Source organism: Achromobacter sp. GD03932, assembly GCF_029839485.1.
GTDB classification, from domain to species: domain Bacteria; phylum Pseudomonadota; class Gammaproteobacteria; order Burkholderiales; family Burkholderiaceae_B; genus Achromobacter; species Achromobacter bronchisepticus_A.
The window spans coordinates 85,416-107,775 of record NZ_JAOCAT010000019.1 but is presented as its reverse complement, the minus strand read 5'-3'; the positions used below and the strand labels follow the sequence as shown (position 1 = coordinate 107,775).

The window sequence follows — 22,360 nt, the reverse complement described above, 5'->3', positions numbered from 1 at the left end:
GCGGCCTTACTCGGCCGGCGGCTGCCAGGGAAGCGATTGCAGGTCGCCGTCTATGCTGATCGCCTGCCCGCTGATCATCGCCCCGAAGGGGCTGGCCAGGAACAGCGCCATGTTGGCGATGTCGGCGGCCCGCACGAATTGCCGCAGGCTGACGCCAGCCAACTCCAGCCGGGTCTCTTCTTCCACGGTCAGGCCCATGTTTCTGGCGCGCGCCTCGATCACGCGGTCGATCCGTGGCCCGGCCACCAAACCCGGCAGCAACGCGTTGACGCGGATGCCATAGCCGCCCAGCTCGACCGCGAGCGAACGCGTCAAGCCCACCACGCCCCACTTGGTCGCGGCGTAGGGCGTGCGCATGGGGACGCCCATGCGGCCAGCCACCGAACTGATGTTGATGATGCTGCCGCCGCCCGACGCGCGCAGCGCCGGCAGCGCATGGCGCACCGTGTGGAACTGCGATGCCAGATTGATGTCCAGCGTTGCATCCAGCTCCTGCGGCTGGATGTCCGCGATGCCCGCCGTGGGGCCGGCGATGCCCGCGTTGTTGACCAGCACGTCCAGGCCGCCCAGCTGCGCCAGCGCTTCCTGCATGTAGCGATCGATCTCTTCGCGCCGGCTCACGTCGGCGCGCGACCAGGGGTGAGGGCTGGCCGCCAGCGCCTGCTCATCCACATCGCAGATGTGTACGCTGGCACCGCGGTCCGCGAATGCGCCGGCGATTGCCGCGCCGATGCCGGCGGCGCCCGCGGTCACGATGACGCGCTTGCCCGATAGGTCCACGGGCAACGCGGAGATGTCCCCGGGAACAGCGTTCTTCACAGTCATGCCAGATCCTTGTCGTTACGCCTCAGGGCTTCATCAAACGGCAGGTCGATTCCGCCGGCGAGGTATAGACCTGGTCGCCCGGCACCCGGGCCACCAGCTTGTAGTAATCCCAGGGCGCCTTCGACTCCGCCGGGCTCTTTACCTGCATCAGGAACATGTCGTGCACCATCAGGCCATCGGCGCGGATCTTGCCGTCCTTCACGAAGAAGTCGTTGACCGGATTCGCCTTCAGCCATTTCATGATGGTGTCGCCATCGGTGCTTTTGGTGGCTTCCACCGCCTTCAGATAGGTGGTGGCGGCGGAATAGTCGCCGGCCTGCAGCATCGACGGCTTTTTCTTCATGGTGGTTTCGAAGCGCGCGGCCCACTTGCGCGAGGCATCATCCTGGTCCCAGTACCAGGCCGTGGTCAGGTACATGTTCTGCGCGGCTTGCAGCCCCAGCGCGTGCACGTCCGTGATCAATACCAGCAGGCCCGCGATCTTCATCTTCGGCGTCAGGCCGAATTCATTGGCGGCCTTGACGGCATTGCTGGTGTCGCTGGCCGAGTTCGCCAGCCCCAGTACCGATGCGCCGGATGCCTGCGCCTGCAGGATGAAGGAAGAGAAATCCGCCGCGTTCAGCGGATGCCGGACCCGCCCCTTGACGTTGCCGCCGTCGGCCTGCACCACCGCTGACGCATCGCGCTCCAGCGCGTGTCCGAAGGCATGGTCTACCGTCAGGAAGTACCAGTCCTTGTTGCCTTCCTTCATCATCGCCCGGGCCGTGCCGCGCGCCAGCGAAACCGTGTCGTACACATAGTGCACGGTGTAGGGCGTGCATTGCGAGTTCGTCAGCTCGGAGGCGCCCGCGCTCACCACGAAGAACGGCGTCTTCTTTTCTTCGGCCACTTTCGCCATCGCCAGCGCCGCCGCCGAATTGGCGCCCGCAATCAGCATGTTCACGCCTTTCTGGTCCAGCCATTCACGCGCCCGGGACGAGGCGATGTCGGCCCGGTTCTGGTGATCTGCCACCAGCACCTCGACCTTCTTCCCGGCAACCACGCCGCCCAGGTCCGCCACCGCCATCTTGATCGCCTCGGCGCCGCCCGGGCCGTCGGCGTCCGCCGACAGGCCGGACATGTCGGTGATGAAGCCGATGCGGATCACGCCGTCGTCGGCTTGCGCCATGCCGGCAGTCCCCAACAGCGTCGCGAGCGCGGCTGCGCACAATGTCTTTTTCATGTCTGGTCTCCCCACTGAATGGATCTGGTTCAGAACGCGACGTTGTCGCGGCCCTTCAATTGCAGCGTTTCGCGCGCCTCGTCGGGCGTGGCAATCTGTAGTGAAAGGTCTTCCAGGATGCGGCGGATCCGCCGCACCTGGTCCGCGTTCGAGCGCGCCAGTTCTCCCGGCCCGTCCCACAGCGAGTCCTCCAGGCCCACGCGCACGTTGCCGCCCAGGGTCGCTGCCATCGTCGCCAGCGGCGTCTGCTTGCGTCCGGCGGCCAGCACCGACCAGATGTAGTCGTCGCCGAACAGCCGGTCCGCGGTGCGCTTCATCATCATCACGTCTTCGGGATGCGTGCCGATGCCGCCGCGTATGCCGAACACGGACTGGATCAGGAATGGAGGCTTGAGCAGCTTGCGGTCGACGAAGTGCGCGGCGGTATACAGGTGCCCGATGTCGTAGCACTCGATCTCGAAGCGCGTGCCGTTGTCGCCGCACGAGGTCAGGATGCGCTCGATGTCCTTGAAGGTGTTCTTGAAGATCAGGTCATTGCTGCCTTCGAGATAGGGACGTTCCCAGGCGTGCTTGAACTCCTTGAAGCGCTCCAGCAGTTCGTACATGCCGAAGTTCATCGACCCCATGTTCAGCGAGGCGACCTCGGGCTTGAATTGCAGCGCCGGCGCCATGCGGTCGGCCAGCGGCAACACGGGCGAGCCGCCCGTGGTGATGTTGATCACCACGTCCGAAGCGTTCTTGATGCGGGGCAGGAACTGCGCATACAGCGCGGGATCCTGGGTCGGCTGCCCGGTATCGGGCTGGCGCGCGTGCAGATGCACGATGGCGGCGCCGGCCTGGGCGGCATCCAGCGCGGATTGCGCGATCTCGTCGGGCGTGACGGGCAGATGGGGCGACATCGACGGCGTGTGGACCGATCCGGTAATGGCGCAGGTGATGATGACCTTGTTCCTGGACTTTTTCATGGGCCTCGGGCTGCGCGCTTGCGCATGCGTTCTTGATGGTTTTCATGGCCCCGGCTGTCTCCTCCGGGTGTGGGCCATTCTGTCCCACGCCCGCCGCCCATGTCACCTGAACAGAAATAATCAATTGATAGGATTTCCGGTGCTGCGGTGCAGCGACGCCCGACGCGAACGCTGCGCGTGAGCCCTGACAGGACTACAATTTACCTATGCCGGAACGCCCGTTCCGACAGCTATCCGATCACGCAGAAGTCGCCTCCCATGCTTGATATCCAGACCCTCCGCCCGCTGCGGGCCATGCAGCCCGGGTGCGGCCAGATCCGCCTGATGCAGGTGCCGGCATGAGCTACGTCCTGGCGGTGGATCTGGGTGGCACGCGCTTTCGCGCCGCGTTGGTGGACGATCGCGGCGGCATCGCGCATTCGTGTTTCATCGAAAGCCCCGCGTGCGCCAGTCCCGCCGCCCATCCGGGCTGGGACGAGATCGACGCCGATGCCTGGTGGCGCGGGCTGCAAGCCCTGGCCGATGCGCTGGCGGCGCAGGCGGACGCCGCTTTCAATGCGGTAGAGGCCATTGCGATCTGCGGCGTCACGCGCACGCAGGTCTTCATCGATGCGCATGGCGCCGCCATCCGGCCGGCGATCACCTGGCGCGATACGCGCGCGGCGGCGGACGTGGAAGCATGGCTCGTGTCTGTGCCGTCGTCGCATCCCGAACATGGACAGATCAACGCCTTCCATCCGTGGGCGCGCGTGGCCTGGCTGTTGCACGCCGAACCCGAACACGCGGCGCGGGTGCGGCTGGTGCTGGAACCCAAGGATTACCTGAATTTCCGCCTGACCGGACGCGCCGTGAGCGACACCGTGTCGATGGCGCGGCTGGCGGCAGCGGCGACGGCCGCGCCCGACTGCGCCGACCTGTTGACGGCGGCGGGAGCCGATCCGGCCTGGGTGCCGCGCCTGCTCGACCCGCTGGAGGTCGTCGGCGTCGTGCAAGCCGGCCTGCCGGGCGCGTTGGCGCGTCTGTCGGGACGTCCTGTCGTCGCTTGCGCCAACGACACCTGGGCGGCCGTGGCTGGCCTGGGCGCATTGCGCCCGGGTTACGCCTACAACATCTCCGGCACCACTGAAGTTTTTGGCGCCGTGGGCGCGGAGCCGGTGCAGGCCCAAGGCCTGATGACGGTGGACTGGGGCGGCGGGCATCACCAGATTGGCGGACCAGGCCAGAATGGCGCGGATACGGTGGCGTGGCTCTTGCCGCTGCTGGGCCGCCTGGGCGACGAAGGCATGGCCGGGGTGGGCGAGGCCATGGACGCCTTGCTCGACGCGCCGCGCGATCCGCAGCCGGCGCTGTTTCTTCCCTATCTGCAAGGCGAACGGGTGCCATATTGGGATCCGCACCTGCGCGGCGCCTTCCTGGGCTTGAACCGCCGCCACGGCCCCGGCGACTTGGCCTGGGCGGTGCTGGAAGGGGTGGCCTTTCTCAACCGCATCGTGCTGGAGCGCGCCGAAAGCGCGCTGGGCTGTCCCGTGGAAGAAATCCGCTTCGGCGGTGGCGCGGCGTCCAATGCCCAATGGTGCCAGGTCAAGGCCGACATCTGCGAACGTCCGCTGGTGGTAGGCCAGGCCGAGCAGCCCGGCGTGCTGGGCGCGGCGGTCGCCGCCTGGACCGGCCTGGGCCGCTACGGCAGCTTTGCGTCCGCCCAGGACGCGCTGGTGCGCGTGGCGCAACGCTACGAGCCCCAGGCCGAGCGGGCGCATGCCTATCGCCGCATGTACCGCCAGTTCCGCGCCGCGGAAGCCGCGCTGGCGCCCGTGTCGCGCGCGCTGGCCGGCATCGACATGGGCTGATGGCCCAGGTATAAACTACCTCGCCATCAGCGGGGTGCAGCGACGCGCCCACATAACAAGCAAAACGCAGCAAGGGTTGAGTCGATGCGCGGCATCCTGGAAAAGTACGGCACGGCAATCGCGGGATTGGTCCTGGTGGTTTTCTTCGCATTGGCGGCCCCGAATTTCGCGGCACCCAATAATCTCTTGAACATCGCCAAGGAAACCAGCTTCCTGGCCATCATCGCCATCGGCTTCACGCTGGCGCTGGTCACGGCCGAACTGGACCTGTCCGTGGCCGACGTCGCCAGCCTCGCGGCGGTCGTCACGGGCGCCCTGGTTCATACCGGTCAGCCGGTGCTTCTGGCGATAGGCGCGGGCCTGGGCGTAGGCCTTTTGTGCGGCCTCGTGAACGGCATCGCCGTCACGCGGCTGCGCGTGCCCTCACTGATCGCGACGCTGGGCATGGCGGCCATGGCGCGCGGCTTCGCCTTCATGTTGACCGATGGCGTGTCCTATGTCGGCCGCTGGCCCGCCGTCTTCACGGACCTCGCGCGCGGCAAGCCCTTCGGCGTTCCCGCCCTGGTGCTGTGGATGCTGGGCGCCGTGCTGCTTGCCTTCTTTTTGGTGAAATGGACCCGCACCGGCGCCCGTATGACGGCCACCGGCGAGGCCGGTGAGTCCGCGCGGCTGGCCGGCATCAACATCCGCGCCATGAAAAGCATAGGCCTGGCGCTGTCCGGCCTGTGCGCGGGGCTGGCGGCGGTGCTGCTCACGTCCAGCCTGTCTTCGGCCGCGCCCAACATGGCCGGTGACTACTTCCTGTACGCCATCGCCGCGGTGCTGCTGGGCATGACCATGTTCAACCCCGGCCACGCCAACATACCTGGCACGCTGGTCGCCGCGTTGATCCTCAAGGTGCTGGGCAATGGCCTGGTCCTCATGGGCGCGCCGTATTACGTGCAAGACATCGTTCTGGGCTTCATCATCATCGCGTCCGTCGCGGTGTCATCGGCCGTGCTGAAGAAAGCGGCCTTCAAATTCTGATCGGAAGGGGAAGAGAACCATGCGTAAATCCTTGATGCGCAATCTGCTGTTGGCCGCGTTTTCGGTGCAGGCCCTGGCCATGGGCGCGGCCGCGCACGCCTTCGACGTGGGCATCGTCGCATTCCAGATGTCTTCGGAAACCCACGCGCGCGTCGCCAATGCCGCGGCCGAAGCCGCCCGCTCCAAGGGCTGGACCGTGACCCAGCTGAACGCCGAAGGGTCGCTGCCCAAGCTGGCCGAACAGCTCGACACCCTGGTCAACAAGAAGGTCGACGCCATCGTCATCGCCATGGGCAAGCCCGTGGAAACCGATGCGCAGCTACAGGCCGCCAAAGAGAAGGGCATACCCGTCGTCGGCGTGATGTCCGGCGCCAGCCCCCACATGCTGTTCGACGTCGAGGTCAACGAATACGCCACTGGTGCCCAGTCCGTGCTCTACATGCTGGGCAAGATGGGCTACCAGGGCAATATCCTGTCCGCCCGCTTCGACGGCAACTCCGGCACCCGCATCCGCGGCAAGATGCTGGACGCCGTCCTGACCGAGAACACCGCCGTCAAGGACCTGGCCAAGTTCAGCATGGCCCGCACCCAGAGCTGGCGCGACGATGTGCGCAACGGCATGCAGGCGCTGCTGCTGCGCCATCAGGGCCAGTTCAAGGGCATCTGGGCCTCGTTCGACGGCCAGGCCTATGTCATCGACGATCTGCTGCAGGCCCAGGGCATGAAGAAGGGCGACATCACGCTGGTGTCCGTCGACGGCAGCCCGGAAACCTATCGCCGCATCGCCGATCCCAACAGCCTCGTCACCGCCACCATGATGATTCCCTTCGAGCAGATGGGCACCAAGGCCATCTACGCTATCGACCGCATCGTCGTGAAGAAGGAACCCAGGGAAACCATCGCCGCCGGCCCCTACCTGTTCATGGACTCCGTCCTGGTCGACGCCAGCAACGTCCAGAAATTCCTGCAACCCGCCAAGTAAGAGCCAGCAGCCATGACCGCCGCGTTGTCGCTACGCCAGATCAAGAAGTCGTATGGCGCCGTCGAAGCCCTGAAGGGCGTGGACCTGGACGTGCCCCAGGGCAAAGTCATGGCCATCTGCGGCGACAACGGCGCGGGCAAGTCCACGCTCATCCGCATCATCTCCGGCGCGCAGGAACCCAGCGGCGGCGCGATGAGCTTGAACGGCCAGCAGGTCATGTTCGGCTCGCCCCACGACGCCCTGGTGCAAGGCATCGCCACCATCTACCAGGACCTGGCGCTGGCCCCGCGGCTGTCGATCTGGGAGAACATCTTCATGGGCGCCGAACTGGTGCGGCGCGTGGGTCCGTTCAGCGTCCTGGACAAGCGCCGCATGGCGCAGGATGCGCGCGGCTACCTGCAGCGCCTGTCCGTGCCCATCGACGACATGGACCGGCCCGTGGAACGCATGTCCGGCGGCCAACGCCAGGCCGTCGCCATCGCCCGCGCCCTGCGCTGGGACGCCCGCGTCGTCATCATGGACGAACCCACCGCCGCGCTGGGCGTCAAGGAAACCGCGCTGGTGCTGAACCTGGTGCGCAAGCTGCGCGAGGAAGGGCGCACCGTGATCCTCATCAGCCACAACATGGCCGACGTGGTGGCGTTGGCGGACAGGGTTGCGATCCTGAAGAGCGGGACCAAGGTCATCGAGCGCGACGTGGCCGGGCTGGACGCGGATGCGCTGGCGCACATGGTGATGACGGGCAAGGAATAGATTCCTGGCTCGCTCTTTCGAGCAGACAAAAAAAGGCCGCCGCCAGATTCTTCTGGCGGCGGCCTTTTCGCGTGCAGCAGCGGGACTTAGTCCTTGCGGCTGGTCACTTCAACCAGGTGGTAGCCGAACTGGGTCTTCACGGGACCCTGGACCACGCCGACCGGGGCGCTGAACACCACGGTGTCGAATTCCTTGACCATCTGGCCCGGACCGAACGTACCCAGGTTGCCGCCGTCGCGCGAGGACGGGCAGCTGGAGTTTTCCTTGGCCAGCTGAGCGAAGTCGCCGCCGTTCTCGATGGCGGTCTTCAGTTCGTTGGCCTTGGCTTCGGTGGAGACGAGGATGTGGCGGGCGGAGGCTTGTGCCATTTGGGGCTCCTTGCGGACTTGAATTGGGGAGGGGGAGAGTAACGCATTCAGCGGGCTACTGCAGGAATTGCTAGGGTAACTCGAGAGTGTGGAAAGCTCTAAGGAATGACCTCGGACTTGTTGTGTAGTCCCTTGATTACTAATGATTATTTCAAAATGTTATAAATGGCCTCAATCATTCATTTAGGGATAACGCAAGAGTTCATCCCGAAAAAGAGGCCAAAAGCACATGAGTATCCGGCAGTGTCTGAGTAAGGTCCTGGAGGAATATGCAGCGGCGCGTGGTGAAGCCTTCTCCGGCCACGCTCTCGCTCAGTTCGTACGTCGAGACTTCCGAGATACGGTGGCAGCTATTGTCGGCACCGATCGGCAACTCACTTGTAAGGGCAGCGCGGGCCAAGGAAATTGGGGGCGCGGCCCATGGTTGGGGGTGTTCTATGCGCCGATTACCGAGAGTGCTCAGTCAGGCTACTACCCGGTCTACTTGTTTCGCGAAGATATGCAAGGGGTGTACCTGAGTCTGAACCAGGGGATGACTGAAGCGAAGGCGCACTACAAGTCAGATGCCAAGACAGCGCTGAAGGCGAAGGCGACGAATTTTAGAGCTTTGCTGGGCTCTGCTTGGAAACAATTCCCTCTGCTGGAAATCGACCTTGCTCCCAGCGCGTCGTCGAACGATACGGCCTTTTATGAGGCGGCGAACATTTGCGCCAAATACTATCCGGCGGGAGATCTGCCTACAGAAGAAGTGTTGGTTCAGGATCTGAAGGCTATGTTGGCGCTATATGGCACGCTCTACGAGGCCGAGACTGTGGGTGGCTTTAGCACAGAGTCGGAAGCTGATGAGCCGGAAGACCTGTTGTATGAGGATTTGACGCGCTTTCGGATGCATGCGCGGTTGGAGCGTAGCGCCAAGCTCACTAAGCAGGTGAAGGCAAAGAAAGGCTGTGTCTGCGAAGTTTGTAATCTTGATTTCGAGAAGATCTATGGAGCGCTGGGTAAGGGCTACATTGAGGCGCACCATCTGCGGCCTCTCGCTACGCTAAAGGGGCAAAAGGTGCCGATGGATCCAGAATCGGATTTCGCTGTGCTATGCGCCAATTGCCATCGAATGATCCATCGGTCCGAGCATATTTCGGACGTCAATGAGTTTAGAAGCAAGCATTTCGCGACCAGGAAGATTGGGTAGCTGTTCAGTCAGTTTGGCTTGATGATTGCAACGTTGCAGGATCGCGTGGCGCTAGGCTGGACGACATGCAACTCTCACCTGTCAATTGGCCACTTGGGCCTTTCCACGCGCCGATACGTCAAGCCTCGCAAATCCAACGTCGCCGACCCCGGCGCATCCGCAAACACCACAGCCCGCGCCACCTTGGCGAACGACGCCTGGAAATGCTGCGCCGACTTCACCACGATCAGCGTCTTCTCCTCCAACCGGCAGCCCAGCTGGGTGAAGACATCGGTATCCATGGCCTGGGCCCGTACCGTGATCAGCACGATTTCGATGCCATCAGCCTCGACCAGGGCGGAATTCCCTACGACAGCCGGCGATCCGGACAACCCCGTCATGACCATGTCCGGCACCAGCGCCTTGACCGTGCACATCAGGTCCAGCGGGTCCCCGGACAGGGGGCTGATCTTGCCCCCGATGCGCAAGGGCAAGCGCGCGCCTACGCCGGCGCTGAAAGCGATGCGGACGGCGATGGGGTCCCACATGGGGCCGATAGCCACATTGCGCACACCCCTTTCCAGCAGACGCCGCAGCAGGAAGGTGGAGTCACCCGCACCACCCCCGCCCGGATTATCGGCCGCATCGGCGATGACGACCGGCGTTGCGCCGTATGCCAAAGCCTGGTCGATGGCTTCGTCCGGTTTGGGGTAGACGGGCGTCAATGCTTCGCGCATGCCTATCAGCTCGTCAGCCAGGCGCCGCGCCAGTTGCTGGGCGGCTCGGGCATCGCCATCGGCATAGACCAGCAGCTTGGTCCCCATGTCTGGCACATCGCCCCAGGCGAAGCTGTGCACCAAGGAGATGGAGAGTATGCCGTCGCGGCCTTCCAGCGCGCTGATGCGGTCGATGTAGCTGCGCGCCGGTTCCTGTGGCGTGCGGATGGTGACGACCATATCGCAGTCGACCACGGCGGCCACAGGAGCAATGCGCCGATCGACGAGCGCCGCGCAGAAGTCCACCAATTCCAACGCGCGTTCGCGGATGTCGGTGTGGGGATACTCCTTGTAGGCGACCAGCATGTCGGCGTTGGCGACCATGGCGTCCGACAGGTGGCAGTGCGGATCCAGCTCCGCGCCCACGACGACCTCGGGGCCGACGATTTCGCGTATGCGCGCCAGCAGATCGCCTTCGCAGTCTTCGTAGCCGTCGGCCACCATGGCGCCGTGCAGGCCCAGCACCACCATGTCGACCGGCAGCGCTTGCCGCAGGTCGCGCAGCAGTTCATCGCGCAGCGTTTCGTAAGCGTGGCGGGTGGTGATGCCGCCGGGCTGGGCGCCGGCGGCCATGCCTTCGATCACGGTCCAGCCGTGTTGCGCGCCGCGCTGGCGCGCTGCCCACAGGGGTCCGCTGAAGATGGTCATCTCGGCGGGATGGGTGCCGGCGGGGTAGTAGCCCCGGTCGGCGAAGTCATCCAGCGAGGTGGGCAGCGGAGCGAACGTATTGGTTTCCGTGGACAGCGAACCGGTGAAAACGCGCATGGTACGAGTGCTTAGTCCGCGGTGGCGCCGGAGGCCTTGACCACGTCGGCGTACTTGGCGATTTCGGAAGCGACGTGCTGGCGCAGTTCTTCGGTCGTACCGCCGCCGGGCGTGGCGACCATGCCGGCGAGCTTTTCCTGGATTTCCTTCTCTGCCAGGATCGCGTTGACTTCCTTGTTCAGCTTTTCCACGATGCCCGCGGGCGTGCCGGTGGGCGCGAACAGCGCGTACCAGGACGTCATCTCGTAGCCCTTGACGGTGGCGTCGATGGTGGGGATCTCGGGCGCGAAGGGCTGCACGGTAGCGCTGGTGACGCCCAGTGCGCGCAGCTTGCCGCCCTGGATGAGCTGCATGACGGAAGGCGCGGTGTCGAACATCACCTGGATGCGGCCGGCCATCAGGTCGGTGAGGGCAGGCGCGCTGCCCTTGTACTGCACGTGCTCCATCTGCACGCCGGTCATCATCTTGAACAGTTCCGCCGACAGGCGCGTGGACGAGCCCGCGCCGGACGAGGCGAAGAAGATGTTCTTGGGGTTGGCCTTGGCGTAGTCGATGAACTCCTGCACCGTCTTGGCCGGCACGGTGTTGTTCACCACCATGATGTTGGGGAAGCGCGTCAGCAGCGCCACCGGCGCGAAGTCCTTCTGGAAGTCGAAGGACAGTTCCTTGTACAGAGACACGTTGATGGTGCTGGCGTTCGAGCCCAGCAGGATGGTGTAGCCGTCGTTGGGCGAGCGCGCCACGGTGGCGGCGGCGATGTTGCTGGCGGCGCCGGGACGGTTTTCGACCACGAAGGTCTGGCCCAGCTTGTCCGACAGGCGGCCGGCGATCAGCCGCGCCACGGCGTCGGACGAGCCGCCCGGCGCGTAGCCGACCACGAGCTTGACGGGCTTGCTCGGGTAGGCGGCCTCCGGGGAAGCGACCGCGGCTTGCTGACTGAATACGCTCAGGGTTGCGGCAGCGAGGATCGAAGCGAAGAGTTTCATGCTTTAAGGCTCGAAATGGGCGTTACCTCGCATTGCCGCCGCTGCTGGCTTCCAGCTTGCGGCTCGCAACCGAGCGGATTTGAAAGTACGCGCATTATTCGCAATCGCCGCCCTGTAAATCAATGTAAGCTGAGGGGAAGTTTGTTGCTAAAAAGGCAACGATTTGAAGAAATCATACAAATGGGGACAAGTATGGACGGAGGTTTGAGCGCGCGGCGCCTGCAGTACTTCTTCGAGGCGGTCACCACCGGATCGGTGCGCGGGGCGGCGGAACGCCTGGGCGTGGAGCCTTCCATCGTCAGCCGCCAGATCCAGCTGCTGGAGACGGAATTGGGCGTGGCGCTGCTGGAGCGCAAGGGCCGCGGTATCGTGCCCACCGACATGGCCGCGATTGTGATGGATCACTGCCGCGACCGGCAGGCCAGCGAGCAGGCCTTGCGCGCCCGGCTGGATGAGGTCAACGGGTTGCAACGCGGCGACATCCAGATCGTTACCAGCGAGGGCTTCGTCGATATCCTGATGAGCGGCGTGGTGGATGCGTTCTGCCGGCAGCATCCTGGCGTGCGGGTTTCGCTGAAAGTGGCCGGCGCTTCCGATGCGGTGCGCGCTGTGGTGCACGACGACGCGCATATTGGCGTGGTGTTCGGCGCGCCGGCGGACCCCGGCATACGCGTGGTGCACACGCGCAACCATCCGCTGTGCGTGATCGCGTGGCCGGATCATCCGCTGGCCCGGCAGCGCAAGCGGCCGACGCTGAAGGACGTGGCGCGCTATCCGATCGCGCTGATGGGGCCGGGCTTCGGTTTGCGCCAGCTGATCGAGATGGCCGAGCTATCCGAGAACATCGTGCTGTCGCCCAACTTCATCGCCAACTCGGTGGTGACGCTCAAGCGCTATGTGGAAAGCCGTCTGGGGCTGACCTTCACGTCGGCGAACTCGGTGGTGAAAGAGGTCGCGCGAGGCGAGCTGGTGGCGCTGCGCACCACCAATCCCATCTTCGAAGCGGCGCAGACGCGCTTGATCGTGCGGGCCAATCGGCCGCTGACCAGCGCCGCAAGAGGCATGCTGGAAAAAATCCAGGCATCGCCGCTGTTCCACGGCGCGAAACCGTAGCGGGCGATGCCTGGCGCCGTCCTGCCGTGCCTTTAGCGCACGGGCCAGCCGTACATCAGGCCGCCGTCGCGGTAAGAAGCGTTCAGGCCGCGCGGCAGCTTCAGCGGGCTGCTGGGGCCCAGGTTTTTCTCAAAGCTCTCGCCGTAGTTGCCGATGTTCTTGATGATGTTGTAGGCCCACTTGTCGTCCACGCCCAGGTTCTTGCCCATGCCCGGCGTCACGCCCAGAAGGCGCTGCACGTTGGGGTTGGTGCTCTTGAGCATTTCGTCGACGTTCTTGGACGTGATGCCGTATTCCTCGGCTTCCAGCATGGCGAACAGGGTCCAGCGCACGACGTTGAACCATTGCTCGTCACCCTGGCGGACCATCGGACCCAGCGGCTCCTTGGAGAAGTTCTCCGGCAGGATGTCGTACTTTTCCGGGTTTTCGAGGTTGCTGCGCGCCGCGGCCAGCTGCGACTTGTCGCCGGTGAAGGCGTCGCAACGGCCCACCGCGAAGGCGCGGATGATCTCGTCCAGGCGCTCGACGACCACGGGCTTGAAGACGATGTTCTGCGAGCGGAACCAGTCGGCCAGGTTGAGTTCGGTGGTGGTGCCGGGCTGCACGCAGACCGTGGCGCCGTCCAGCTCCTTGGCGCTCTTCACGTTCAGGGACTTGTTCACCATGATGCCCTGGCTGTCGTAGTAGTTCACGCCCACGCCGATCAGGCCCAGCGTGGTGTCGCGGGTCAACGAGAGCGTGGTATTGCGGGGCAGCACGTCGACTTCACCGGATTGCAGGGCGGTGAAGCGTTGCAGCGCGCTGACGGCCATGATCTTGGCCTTGGAAGCGTCGCCGAACATGGTGATGGCCAGCGCGCGGCACAGGTCCACGTCCAGGCCGATCCAGCCGCCCTTGCTGTCGTTCACCGAGAAGCCGGCGACGCCGGTGGACACGCCGCATTGGACGAAGCCCTTGTTCTTTACCGCCTCGAAAGTCGCGCCGGCGTGGGCGGTCAAGGACGAAATGAGTAAGGCGGTGCCTGCCGCGGCCAGTTTGAGTGCTTTCATGGGTGTCTCCGCGCCATCCGGCGCATTTGTAGCGATCAGCCGAAGGCTGAGGTGCGGCGAATGGTAGCCAGCGGCATAAGGGGGGAGAATCAGGGAATTCCCGTTAAATCCGTCCGGCGGAATTTTCTACAGGCCTGTCCATGAACAAGAACGAAGAACCCTCCGAGCGAGGCTCCGCCGCATGGCGCGGGTACAGCTGGGCCAAGACGCGCCTATTGGGCGTGTGGCGCGAACTGATCCGGGTCAACGCCAGCGACCGGCCCTGGGAAATGCCCCTGGCTGCAGCCCTGTCCTCCGGGCTGCCCTTGTTGGTGGGCGCCTATTTCGGACGCATGGATTACGGCCTGATGTCCAGCCTGGGCGGCATGGTGTTCCTGAGCCTGCCCAATTCTTCGCTGCAGCACCGCATGATGATGTTGCTGGCGGCGTCCTTCGGCATGGTGGCCTGCTATGCCGTGGGCGCGCTGACGCAGTTCTGGCCCGCGGTCATGCTGGTGGCGCTGACCTTCATTGCCATGGTGGTGAACATGGTCTGCCGCTGCTACCGGCTGGGCCCGCCGGGCAGCCTGTTCTACATCATGGCGACCGCGATCGCGGCCTACACGCCGGGGCGCGTGGAAGAAATTCCCACACGCGTCGGCATGGTGGCCCTGGGTAGCCTGGTCGCGTGCCTGGTGGCGTTTGTGTATTCCCTGCACATGACGCGGGTCGCGCCGCCGCCGCCCGAAACCGCGCTGCCCAGGCCCACGTTCGATTTCGTGGTCTACGACTCCGTGATCATCGGCCTTTTCGTGGGCGTGTCGCTGCTGGTGGCCGAGCTGCTGCAATTGCCGCGCCCGTACTGGGTGCCCGTCAGCTGCCTGGCCATTATCCAGGGCGCGACCTTGATGGCGGCCTGGAACCGTCAGCTGCATCGCATCCTGGGTACCGCCGTGGGCTTGTGCGTGGCATGGGCCTTGTTGAGCCTGCCGCTGAACGTGTGGACGCTGAGCCTGGTGATGATGGCGCTGTCGTTCGGCATCGAAACGCTGGTGGTGCGTCACTACGCCAGCGCCGTGGTGTTGATCACGCCCCTGACGATCTTCCTGGCCGAGGCGCCGCACCTGGGCCAGGGCTATCCCGCGGCCGTCATCGAGGCGCGCTTCCTGGATACGGTGGTCGGCGCATTCATCGGCGCCGTGGGCGCGGTGCTGCTGCATAACCAGCGCATCCGGCCGCGCCTGTCGCGCTGGATGCGGGCGGTGCTGCCCAAGCGGGTGAATTGAAGCGGGCTGTCAGGGGAGCTGCTTCTTGACCAGCACCACCAACGCGATGCCGAGCAGGATCAGTACCGACGCCGTTACCAGGATGCCGGTCACAGGCTCATCCAGGAACAGGGTCCCGCCAAATGCCGTCAACACCGGCACGCTGAGCTGCACGGTGGCGGCGTGAGTCACTTTCAGGCCTTTGAGCGCCGCGTACCAGAAGACATAGCCCAGGCCTGAGGTCACCGCACCGGAAGCCACGGCATATGCCACGCCCGCGGCATCGTAGCTCACGCGTGAACTCAGCCCATGCAGCAGGAATAGCAGCAACGCGACAGGCGTGGCGCGGATGAAGTTGCCCGCCGTCGCCGACGCCGCGTCCTTGGCGCCGCGGCCCAGCAACGAATAGGCGCCCCACGCGATGCCGGCCACTATCATCAGCAAGGCGTGGAACAACGGCGGCGCGCTGACGCTGGGCAGCATCAGGATCACCAGACCGGCCACCGCCAGTCCTATGCCCAGCCCCTGCGTGGCGCTCAGCCTCTCGCCGATGAAGAATCCATACAGGATCATGCTGATCTGGATCGACGCGAACAGCAGCAAGGCGCCCGTGCCAGCCGAGATCTGGGTGTACGCATAGGCGAAGGCCACGGCATAGGCCAGCAGCGCCGACGCACCACGCCAATTGCCTTCCAGCTGTTTCGCCGGTTTGCGAAGGCGCAACACCAGCCACAGCACCAATGCGCCGGAAGCGATGCGGATGGCCACGAAGGTGGCGGGATCGATGGCGGTGTGCTTGAGCGCAAGGCGGCACAGCAGCGAGTTGCCGGCGAAGGCGAGCATGGAGAGCAGGGTAAGCGCGTACAGGCGGGGTGTCATGGCGCGTTGTTTCCCTAGGGCAGCGCTTCGCGAATCCAGATGGAACGACAACCAGATCGTAGCGCGGAGTTTCCACTGCCGGGGGGAGGGGGATGCGCGTGCGGTTCGTCTCAGCGGGTACGTACTTTGGCCGAAGCCTTTGGACTGAAGGCGAGGGCTGCATGCTTCCAAAGCGCGTCCACCGCCGCGGATTTCCGGCTGGCCGCGGAGCGCACCAGGCCGAACTCCCTGCGCGCCGCCGGCGTCAGCGGCAAGGCCCGGAGCTGGCGCATGTCCGAGGGCAGGGTGGACTCGGGAACCACTGCGGCCCCCATGCCCTCGCGCACCAACGCGCAGGCGCTGGCCCAATCGCGGACCGTAACGCGGATGTCGTTGAGCTCCAGCCCGGCCTTGCGCGCAAGGCTCAGGCCATTCACGGCACAGCCGCCGGTCGCCAGAATGAACGGCTCATCGGCCAAGTCGGCCAGCGCAATACCCCGCGACGACGCGCGGCGGCTGAATGGGTGTGCGCCGGGCAGCAGCGCCATCCAGCGGTCGCGGCCCAGGATCAGGGCTTGCCTTGGTGCTGTGGGGTTCATCACCACGCCCAGATCGATGGCGCCGCGCGACAGCCAATCCTCGACCTCTTCATCCGTACCTTCCAAGGCCACCACCTCGATGCCGGGGTGGCGCTGCCGGAAGCTATGCAGCAGGGAGGGCAGCAGCGTCGAGATGACCGAAGGAAAGCTGCCCAGGCGGATACGGCCCTGGCTCAGTCCCTGGCTGTCGTCGGCAAGCGCGCGGATGGACTCCAGGTGAGACAGCATCGCGCGGGCGTGATCGATGACCTGTTCGCCCAGGGCGGTTACCGCCACTTCCTTGCGCGAACGGGTGAAAACCTGGAGCCCCAGCGACGCTTCCAGTTGCGCAATGGCCTGGCTGGCGCCGGACTGGGTAATGCCCACGCGCTCGGCGGCGCGCGAGATGTTGGCCGTGTCGGCCGTCGCGACGAGCAGGCGCCAATGCCCCAGGTTCAACATATTAAGTAGCTGAGCTAATGATAAGAGAATGGAGCATTAATTTTACCTGTGTGTCGCGGCGCGAGAGACTGCTCCCCTGTTGTTCCCTGGAGATGTCATGAAGCTCTACTACGCCCCGCATACCTGCTCGCTGTCGCCGCATATCGTCTTGCGCGAACTGGAGCTGCCATTCGAACTGGTCAAGGTAAACAACCAGACCAAGCAGACCGCGGACGGCCGCGATTTCCGCACCATCAATCCCAAAGGCTATGTCGCCGCGCTGGAACTGGACCAGGGCGACGTGCTGACGGAAGGGCCGGCCATCGTTCAGTACCTTGCCGACCTGCGGCCCGCCATGCAGCTAGCGCCGCTCAACGGCACGCGCGAGCGTACACGCCTGCAGGAATGGCTCAGTTTCGTGAGTAGCGAGATCCACGCGGGCTCGGCGCCCTTGTTCCAGACTGCCTTGCCCGAAGCCGCCAAGGCGCATTTCCGCGAACGGCTCTACAAGCGCTTCGACTACCTGGACGGCATCCTGGCCGAAAGCACCTACTTGATGGGCGAGCAGTTCAGCGTGGCCGATGCCTATCTGTTTACCGTGCTGGGGTGGTGCAGGTTCTTCGCGATCGACCTGGATCGCTGGCCTTCCCTGGCGGCATACGCCGCGCGCATCGGAGAGCGCCCTGCGGTGCGGGCCGCGCTGCGCGCGGAGGCGCAGGGCTGAACGTCATACGGTCACGGCAACGGATGCCTCATGCTTGCTGGCGCGTGGCCGCCAGCACGATTTCCCGCACGCACACGCCTTCCGGCTGTGCATAGGCGTAGTGGATGGCGTTGGCTACGTCCTCGGCGGCCAGCACCTTGCCGCCCATCTCGGCCTTCCAGGCTTCGTAGCCCGTCTTGATGTCCGCGTCGGTGGTATGGCCCAGCAGCTCGGTTTCCACGGCGCCCGGCGCGATGGTGGTCACGCGCACGTTGTGCGCCGACAGTTCCTCGCGCAGGTTTTCCGAGAGGCCGTGCACGGCGAACTTGGTACCCACGTAAGCCACGTGATTGGGGAAGGTCTTGCGCCCGGCCACTGAACTGATGTTGATGATGCTGCCGCGCTTGCGCTGGACCATGCCCGCCGCGACCGCATGCACGCCGTTCAGCACGCCTTTGACGTTCACGTCCAGCATCCGGTCCCATTGCTCCGGGTCCTGGCGCGTGATGTCGCCCAACAGCATGACGCCCGCATTGTTGATGAGCGCATCGGCCGGACCGAAGCGCGCCTCGCCTTCCTGCACAGCGGCGGCCAGCGCGACGCGGTCGGTCACGTCCACGGATAGCGCCAGGGTGTCGGGCAGGTTCAGCGCCTGCATTTTTTCCAGCCGGCGGGCCAGCAGCAGCAGCGGGTGGCCGTGGGCCGAGAACAGGCGGGCGGTGGCCAGGCCTATGCCGGAACTGGCGCCCGTGATGATGACGAGAGGCTTTTTCAAGGTAGACATGGCGGACTCCTGGTATCGGTTTTATGTATGCTTGAGTGTCGGGAATCATTCTATTCCCAGGGGTTTTCCCTGAGAAATGGTTTATTCCTTTGGAAGAAATCGGAAAAACTTATGGATAGCCGTCAGCTCAAGGCCTTTGTCGCCGTCTTCGAAGAGCGCAACATCACGGCCGCTGCCCGCCGTCTGCACCTGAGCCAGCCCGCTCTGTCCGGCACGATCAAGAGCCTGGAGGACTTGCTGGGCACGCAATTGTTCGCGCGCCAGGCGCGCGGCGTGGCCGTGACGGAGGACGCCCGCATCTTGTATCCGCAGGCGCGCCGCATCCTGTCGCAAACGGACTCGATGACGCATCAGTTTCGCCAGGGTTCGTCTGCGTCGCGCATCGAAATCGGCGTGGAGGCGGATATCGCGGGACAGGACATCGCCGCCTTCATGCGCGCGGCGCGGGAGGCCGTGCCGACGCTTTTCGTGAGCCTGCTTGAGGGTTGTCAGGGCGATGCCCGGCTGGCGACCGAAGACGAGCGCTGCGAGGACGAGCTGTTCCTGCCGCTATCCGTCGATCCTTACGTGCTGGCCAGACCGGCAGGCAGCGGCGCCGAAGCCGCATTGCCTTGGATCGTGTGCCCGGATCATCCGACGCATCAGCGTCTGCTTCCCTACTATGGCGCCGGGGCAAACACGCCGGCCGCCCACGCAGGATCGCTGCGCCTGGCATTGGCATTGACGGCGGCTGGCGCAGGCATATGCGTTGCGCCGGAGTCCCTTGCTTGCAGTCAGGCCGGCGTGGAGACCAGGCCGCTGGAAGGGTTGGAGATGTCGCGGCGCATCGGGCTTTGCTATGCGGTGCAAGCGCTGGACAAATCCGCCGTGGCAACCCTGGTGGAGCGGTTTCGGGATCATGCGTTTCAGGCCACGCACGCAACATAAAAAAGACCGGCCAACGCAACCGAGCGTCGCGGAAAGCAGGGCGCAAGACTGCAACTTCACTCGTTAAGTTGTAGTCTTGCGCCTTTTCGCCAATAAACGTGGCCGCGCAGCGGCCGATAAGAGAGGAGATAACTATGACGATGCTATCCGGCGCCAAGCTGGGCAAGGCGGTACTGGGGATGACGCTGGCTGCCGTGGCGTTTGCCGCATCGGTTTCCAATGCGCACGCGGACGACTACCCTTCACAGCCGATCAAGCTGATCGTGCCCTTTGCCGCTGGAGGCGGCAATGACGGGATCGCGCGTCTTCTGGGGCAGTTGCTGTCCGATGGCCTGAAGCAGCCCGTGGTGGTGGAGAACCGCCCAGGCGCGGGCGGCAAGCTGGGCGTGGAGCAGGGCCTGAAGGCAGCGCCCGATGGCTACACCCTGACCTTGATTTCCAATAGCTATTCCGTCAACCCCAGCCTGTACAAGCTGCCGTTCGATCCGGTGGAAGACATGACGCCGATCGGCATGATCGCGCGTGCCCCCTTCTTCGTGTCGGTCAATCCCGGCGTGCCGGCGGACAGCCTGGGCGATCTGGTGGCCCTGGCCAAGAAGAAGCCGGGCGGATTGACCTATGCCTCGTCCGGCACGGGCGGCATATCGCATCTGGCGATGGAGGCCTTCTTGAAGACGGCCGGTATCACCATGGTCCACATCCCCTACAAGGGGTCCGCGCCGGCTCTGACGGACACGGTATCAGGCCAGGTCAACGTAATGCTGACCACGGCGGGTTCGACGCTGCCTTATCGCGAGGACAAGCGCCTGAAGGTGCTGGCCGTGACCTTGCCGCAGCGCGTGTCCTCGGCGCCCGACATCCCGACGGTGCGCGAGGCTGGCGTGCCCTATGACGTGACGGTGTGGTACGGCATCATCGCGCCCAAGGGCGTGCCGCCGCAGGTGCAGGCCAAGCTCAACGCCGCGATCAATGCGGCGGTTGTCATGCCCGAGATGGCTGATCGTCTGAAGGCTACCGGGGAAGAGGCCGCGCCTGGTAGCCCGCAGGACTTTCGCGATCAGATCGTGAAGGAGATTTCCTTGTGGGGCGATGTGGTGCGCGAGGCGGGCGTGACCGTGAATTGACCGTCTCGCGGGAAACTAGGCACAGAGACGCAATCGTTCGTCAGCAAGTGCGAGAGAGGTCAGAGGCGCCTAGACGTCGTTGAATTGAGGATGTGGTGCTCTGCATTGAAGGTGCCATACATCAAGTTCATGCGAGATTTGGACGACCTCTCGATACCGAGAGCAACTGGCACGTCTTTGCATCCTCAAACCGAGCGAAAATGGGCAGGCGCGCTCTGGACTGGTCGTGGGCCACCTGGGCGGAATATTGAGGCCCAGAGTGCGCAGGTTGCGGACCTAAGAACGAAATGCAAGAGGAATTGTTATGACCAAAAAGACCACCAAAGAGAATCCTTTCCTTCTCACCATTGAACGCATTGTCACGCTTCATCCCAAAATGAGCGAAACGGAAAAGCAGGCGCTTGCCGAATGGGAAAGGACCAACCTCGGGGATGGCGTTACAGGTACAACAGACTGGCCCGGATGGCGCGAAGTAATAGCGCGACTGTCGCACTGAACGACGCGCGCATTCGGGCTCCCGGCTGAACGATGCCAAGCACAATCTCTCTTAATTTCTAGCATGATCAAAAATGCCGCAGAACTACTTGAATCCTTCGTTTTAGCCGAGAGAACGAAGGTTAAGTTGATCGACATGCCGCACATGCCCACGCTCGGGAGCGCTTACGAGGCGATAGCTAATGCGGGCATCGAAAAAGAATTTGTCCTGCCGCCCGAACTGGATCTACGTGTAGTCTCCGGTTTCATTGATGGAATCCCTAATCAGATAGACGGCATGCTCGTTTGTGGTGACGGTCAGCAGTACGGATTGACTGACCAATACATCTATCCTATCGAGCAGGTTCTATGTGTCCTGGAAGTGAAGAAGACCCTTGGGAAAGCCGACTTGACGGACGGAATTGCTCATTTAGCGGCAGTCCAAAGGCTCTTCCTTAAAAAGTTCATCGCTCGGCTTGACGCTGATGAAGACTTCGACTTCGCCGCCGCGAGGTCTTCTTATGAGAAAGTGACCGGTCGAGCGGCGCCACGCTCCGCTAAGGAGCTAGATGCACTCCCCCATTCCGATCGGCTGTTCTTCGTGACACTCTCGCGCCAACTCTTTGCCCCAGTGACCGTGCTGCTCGGCTTTGACGGGTACGCCACTGAGCGCGGCCTAAGAGAAGCAATTTTGGACGTGGTTGAATCGCACGCCGGAAGGGGTAGCAACGCTACGCCAGAACTTTTGCCTTCCTTGATCACGGCAGGTCAGTTCAGCGTCGTGAAATGTACTGGACGTCCATATCTCGTTTTTCGGTCGAATGGGGAGTGGGTGCTGCTGGCGTCAGCAACCCGCAATGTCGCCAGGACCTTGCTTGAATTCCTGTGGACAAAGATCTCGCATTTTTGCGACGTCCGCATGCCTTTCGGGGCCGACCTCGACCAGGAGAACCTCCGAGAGTTGCTCGTCGCACGGGGCACTATCAAGGATGATTTGCCCGCGTTTGAAGTGAGGGGACAGTCATACTCAACCAAGCAACTGAAACGTCCTGCTATCACGGCTTGGGCACCTTCGAAGCTCAGCGCCGCCGCGGTCACCGTGGCAGAGATGCTCGGCGCGCATGGCGGCGAACTCGAGCTAGATGACTCCTTTGCTCAATACATCGGCAAGAAGCACTCCTCCGGACTTGACGGGCCTGTCGCAGAACTCATCGGGACCAGTGGCTTTAGCAAACGGGGCAGTGTCCTTCAGCTAGTGTCTGGCCATGCTCTGATTGCATCGTTCCCCGACGGAACTGGCTACGTTGACTTCACAGGTGAGCGTTTGAGGATTTGGTGTGAAGAGCACGGTCTCGATCCCTACTACATGACCATTCTCTAGT

General features: G+C 63.9%; 22 protein-coding genes. 12 read left to right on the top strand and 10 right to left on the bottom strand.

Features of this window, described 5'->3' with window-relative positions; translation table 11 throughout:
- Positions 1–6: 6 nt before the first annotated feature.
- The 3 genes from N5C88_RS18690 to N5C88_RS18680 are packed head-to-tail and all read right to left on the bottom strand — an operon-like array spanning position 7 to position 3,012.
- The gene (locus tag N5C88_RS18690; protein ID WP_280015963.1) at positions 7–825 is read right to left on the bottom strand and encodes an SDR family oxidoreductase; all 819 of its coding nucleotides are present in this window, start codon (positions 823–825) and stop codon (positions 7–9) included.
- Positions 826–847: 22 nt separating this feature from the next.
- Positions 848–2,047 carry an ABC transporter substrate-binding protein gene (locus tag N5C88_RS18685; RefSeq protein WP_280015962.1) on the bottom strand — a complete coding sequence of 400 codons (1,200 nt, stop codon included), beginning with the start codon at positions 2,045–2,047 and terminating at the stop codon, positions 848–850.
- A 29-nt stretch (positions 2,048–2,076) separates the two neighbouring features.
- Positions 2,077–3,012 carry a 3-keto-5-aminohexanoate cleavage protein gene (locus N5C88_RS18680; protein WP_059373954.1) on the bottom strand — a complete coding sequence of 312 codons (936 nt, stop codon included), beginning with the start codon at positions 3,010–3,012 and terminating at the stop codon, positions 2,077–2,079.
- Positions 3,013–3,350: 338 nt separating this feature from the next.
- Between N5C88_RS18680 and N5C88_RS18675 the strand changes: the two genes are divergently transcribed.
- The 4 genes from N5C88_RS18675 to N5C88_RS18660 all read left to right on the top strand — a co-directional run bounded on the left by N5C88_RS18675 (position 3,351) and on the right by N5C88_RS18660 (position 7,620).
- A complete protein-coding gene (locus N5C88_RS18675) occupies positions 3,351–4,859 on the top strand; it encodes an FGGY-family carbohydrate kinase (protein ID WP_280015961.1) in 1,509 nt (502 codons plus the stop codon).
- 84 nt (positions 4,860–4,943) lie between these two features.
- Positions 4,944–5,885 (top strand): ABC transporter permease, encoded by a 942-nt coding sequence (locus N5C88_RS18670; RefSeq protein ID WP_118931472.1) that lies wholly within the window; start codon positions 4,944–4,946, stop codon positions 5,883–5,885.
- A gap of 19 nt (positions 5,886–5,904) precedes the next feature.
- Positions 5,905–6,867, top strand: coding sequence for a substrate-binding domain-containing protein (locus tag N5C88_RS18665; RefSeq protein ID WP_118931473.1), 963 nt, complete (start codon positions 5,905–5,907; stop codon positions 6,865–6,867).
- A gap of 12 nt (positions 6,868–6,879) precedes the next feature.
- Positions 6,880–7,620 carry an ATP-binding cassette domain-containing protein gene (locus tag N5C88_RS18660; protein WP_059373950.1) on the top strand — a complete coding sequence of 247 codons (741 nt, stop codon included), beginning with the start codon at positions 6,880–6,882 and terminating at the stop codon, positions 7,618–7,620.
- An 86-nt stretch (positions 7,621–7,706) separates the two neighbouring features.
- Here N5C88_RS18660 and N5C88_RS18655 read toward each other — a convergent pair whose 3' ends face one another.
- The gene (locus tag N5C88_RS18655) at positions 7,707–7,988 is read right to left on the bottom strand and encodes a peptidylprolyl isomerase (RefSeq protein ID WP_059373949.1); all 282 of its coding nucleotides are present in this window, start codon (positions 7,986–7,988) and stop codon (positions 7,707–7,709) included.
- Positions 7,989–8,217: 229 nt separating this feature from the next.
- On the opposite strand from N5C88_RS18655, the gene N5C88_RS18650 reads away from it, so the two are divergent.
- Positions 8,218–9,177 (top strand): DUF3578 domain-containing protein, encoded by a 960-nt coding sequence (locus N5C88_RS18650; protein ID WP_118931475.1) that lies wholly within the window; start codon positions 8,218–8,220, stop codon positions 9,175–9,177.
- Positions 9,178–9,251: 74 nt separating this feature from the next.
- Here the strand turns inward: N5C88_RS18650 and N5C88_RS18645 are convergent, their stop codons facing one another.
- Positions 9,252–10,697 (bottom strand): M81 family metallopeptidase, encoded by a 1,446-nt coding sequence (locus N5C88_RS18645; RefSeq protein WP_280015960.1) that lies wholly within the window; start codon positions 10,695–10,697, stop codon positions 9,252–9,254.
- Between the two features lie 11 nt (positions 10,698–10,708).
- Complete coding sequence (locus N5C88_RS18640; RefSeq protein ID WP_059373947.1) at positions 10,709–11,683, bottom strand: tripartite tricarboxylate transporter substrate binding protein; 975 nt, start codon at positions 11,681–11,683, stop codon at positions 10,709–10,711.
- 192 nt (positions 11,684–11,875) lie between these two features.
- Between N5C88_RS18640 and N5C88_RS18635 the strand changes: the two genes are divergently transcribed.
- Positions 11,876–12,796, top strand: coding sequence for a LysR family transcriptional regulator (locus tag N5C88_RS18635; RefSeq protein ID WP_059373946.1), 921 nt, complete (start codon positions 11,876–11,878; stop codon positions 12,794–12,796).
- Between the two features lie 32 nt (positions 12,797–12,828).
- On the opposite strand, the gene N5C88_RS18630 is transcribed toward N5C88_RS18635, so the two are convergent.
- Positions 12,829–13,845 (bottom strand): amino acid ABC transporter substrate-binding protein, encoded by a 1,017-nt coding sequence (locus tag N5C88_RS18630; RefSeq protein WP_059373945.1) that lies wholly within the window; start codon positions 13,843–13,845, stop codon positions 12,829–12,831.
- A gap of 140 nt (positions 13,846–13,985) precedes the next feature.
- Between N5C88_RS18630 and N5C88_RS18625 the strand changes: the two genes are divergently transcribed.
- On the top strand, positions 13,986–15,110 hold the full coding sequence (locus tag N5C88_RS18625; protein ID WP_280015959.1) for an FUSC family protein: 1,125 nt from the start codon (positions 13,986–13,988) through the stop codon (positions 15,108–15,110).
- Between the two features lie 9 nt (positions 15,111–15,119).
- On the opposite strand, the gene N5C88_RS18620 is transcribed toward N5C88_RS18625, so the two are convergent.
- Both N5C88_RS18620 and N5C88_RS18615 read right to left on the bottom strand, forming a co-directional pair.
- Complete coding sequence (locus N5C88_RS18620; RefSeq protein WP_280015958.1) at positions 15,120–15,968, bottom strand: DMT family transporter; 849 nt, start codon at positions 15,966–15,968, stop codon at positions 15,120–15,122.
- 110 nt (positions 15,969–16,078) lie between these two features.
- Positions 16,079–16,987: a LysR family transcriptional regulator gene (locus N5C88_RS18615; RefSeq protein ID WP_251878873.1), complete on the bottom strand. Its 909-nt coding sequence runs from the start codon at positions 16,985–16,987 to the stop codon at positions 16,079–16,081.
- 97 nt (positions 16,988–17,084) lie between these two features.
- On the opposite strand from N5C88_RS18615, the gene gstA reads away from it, so the two are divergent.
- Entirely contained in the window at positions 17,085–17,690 is a 606-nt protein-coding gene (gene gstA, locus N5C88_RS18610) for a glutathione transferase GstA (RefSeq protein ID WP_280015957.1), read from the top strand.
- A 28-nt stretch (positions 17,691–17,718) separates the two neighbouring features.
- Here gstA and N5C88_RS18605 read toward each other — a convergent pair whose 3' ends face one another.
- Positions 17,719–18,453 (bottom strand): SDR family oxidoreductase, encoded by a 735-nt coding sequence (locus tag N5C88_RS18605; RefSeq protein ID WP_280015956.1) that lies wholly within the window; start codon positions 18,451–18,453, stop codon positions 17,719–17,721.
- A 27-nt stretch (positions 18,454–18,480) separates the two neighbouring features.
- Between N5C88_RS18605 and N5C88_RS18600 the strand changes: the two genes are divergently transcribed.
- The 4 genes from N5C88_RS18600 to N5C88_RS18585 all read left to right on the top strand — a co-directional run bounded on the left by N5C88_RS18600 (position 18,481) and on the right by N5C88_RS18585 (position 22,359).
- The gene (locus N5C88_RS18600; RefSeq protein ID WP_280015955.1) at positions 18,481–19,380 is read left to right on the top strand and encodes a LysR family transcriptional regulator; all 900 of its coding nucleotides are present in this window, start codon (positions 18,481–18,483) and stop codon (positions 19,378–19,380) included.
- Between the two features lie 134 nt (positions 19,381–19,514).
- Positions 19,515–20,504: a tripartite tricarboxylate transporter substrate binding protein gene (locus N5C88_RS18595; protein ID WP_280015954.1), complete on the top strand. Its 990-nt coding sequence runs from the start codon at positions 19,515–19,517 to the stop codon at positions 20,502–20,504.
- Between the two features lie 304 nt (positions 20,505–20,808).
- Complete coding sequence (locus tag N5C88_RS18590) at positions 20,809–21,000, top strand: hypothetical protein (RefSeq protein WP_251878881.1); 192 nt, start codon at positions 20,809–20,811, stop codon at positions 20,998–21,000.
- 63 nt (positions 21,001–21,063) lie between these two features.
- Complete coding sequence (locus tag N5C88_RS18585) at positions 21,064–22,359, top strand: DUF6602 domain-containing protein (RefSeq protein ID WP_251878883.1); 1,296 nt, start codon at positions 21,064–21,066, stop codon at positions 22,357–22,359.
- Position 22,360: the final 1 nt, after the last annotated feature.

Bases quoted from the DNA above. Each gene is read 5' to 3' on its own strand.
- N5C88_RS18690 (WP_280015963.1), bottom strand. From the start codon at position 825: ATGACTGTGAAGAACGCTGTTCCCGGGGACATCTCCGCGTTGCCCGTG.
- N5C88_RS18685 (WP_280015962.1), bottom strand. From the start codon at position 2,047: ATGAAAAAGACATTGTGCGCAGCCGCGCTCGCGACGCTGTTGGGGACT.
- N5C88_RS18680 (WP_059373954.1), bottom strand. From the start codon at position 3,012: ATGAAAAAGTCCAGGAACAAGGTCATCATCACCTGCGCCATTACCGGA.
- N5C88_RS18675 (WP_280015961.1), top strand. From the start codon at position 3,351: ATGAGCTACGTCCTGGCGGTGGATCTGGGTGGCACGCGCTTTCGCGCC.
- N5C88_RS18670 (WP_118931472.1), top strand. From the start codon at position 4,944: ATGCGCGGCATCCTGGAAAAGTACGGCACGGCAATCGCGGGATTGGTC.
- N5C88_RS18665 (WP_118931473.1), top strand. From the start codon at position 5,905: ATGCGTAAATCCTTGATGCGCAATCTGCTGTTGGCCGCGTTTTCGGTG.
- N5C88_RS18660 (WP_059373950.1), top strand. From the start codon at position 6,880: ATGACCGCCGCGTTGTCGCTACGCCAGATCAAGAAGTCGTATGGCGCC.
- N5C88_RS18655 (WP_059373949.1), bottom strand. From the start codon at position 7,988: ATGGCACAAGCCTCCGCCCGCCACATCCTCGTCTCCACCGAAGCCAAG.
- N5C88_RS18650 (WP_118931475.1), top strand. From the start codon at position 8,218: ATGAGTATCCGGCAGTGTCTGAGTAAGGTCCTGGAGGAATATGCAGCG.
- N5C88_RS18645 (WP_280015960.1), bottom strand. From the start codon at position 10,697: ATGCGCGTTTTCACCGGTTCGCTGTCCACGGAAACCAATACGTTCGCT.
- N5C88_RS18640 (WP_059373947.1), bottom strand. From the start codon at position 11,683: ATGAAACTCTTCGCTTCGATCCTCGCTGCCGCAACCCTGAGCGTATTC.
- N5C88_RS18635 (WP_059373946.1), top strand. From the start codon at position 11,876: ATGGACGGAGGTTTGAGCGCGCGGCGCCTGCAGTACTTCTTCGAGGCG.
- N5C88_RS18630 (WP_059373945.1), bottom strand. From the start codon at position 13,845: ATGAAAGCACTCAAACTGGCCGCGGCAGGCACCGCCTTACTCATTTCG.
- N5C88_RS18625 (WP_280015959.1), top strand. From the start codon at position 13,986: ATGAACAAGAACGAAGAACCCTCCGAGCGAGGCTCCGCCGCATGGCGC.
- N5C88_RS18620 (WP_280015958.1), bottom strand. From the start codon at position 15,968: ATGACACCCCGCCTGTACGCGCTTACCCTGCTCTCCATGCTCGCCTTC.
- N5C88_RS18615 (WP_251878873.1), bottom strand. From the start codon at position 16,987: ATGTTGAACCTGGGGCATTGGCGCCTGCTCGTCGCGACGGCCGACACG.
- gstA (WP_280015957.1), top strand. From the start codon at position 17,085: ATGAAGCTCTACTACGCCCCGCATACCTGCTCGCTGTCGCCGCATATC.
- N5C88_RS18605 (WP_280015956.1), bottom strand. From the start codon at position 18,453: ATGTCTACCTTGAAAAAGCCTCTCGTCATCATCACGGGCGCCAGTTCC.
- N5C88_RS18600 (WP_280015955.1), top strand. From the start codon at position 18,481: ATGCTTGAGTGTCGGGAATCATTCTATTCCCAGGGGTTTTCCCTGAGA.
- N5C88_RS18595 (WP_280015954.1), top strand. From the start codon at position 19,515: ATGACGATGCTATCCGGCGCCAAGCTGGGCAAGGCGGTACTGGGGATG.
- N5C88_RS18590 (WP_251878881.1), top strand. From the start codon at position 20,809: ATGACCAAAAAGACCACCAAAGAGAATCCTTTCCTTCTCACCATTGAA.
- N5C88_RS18585 (WP_251878883.1), top strand. From the start codon at position 21,064: ATGATCAAAAATGCCGCAGAACTACTTGAATCCTTCGTTTTAGCCGAG.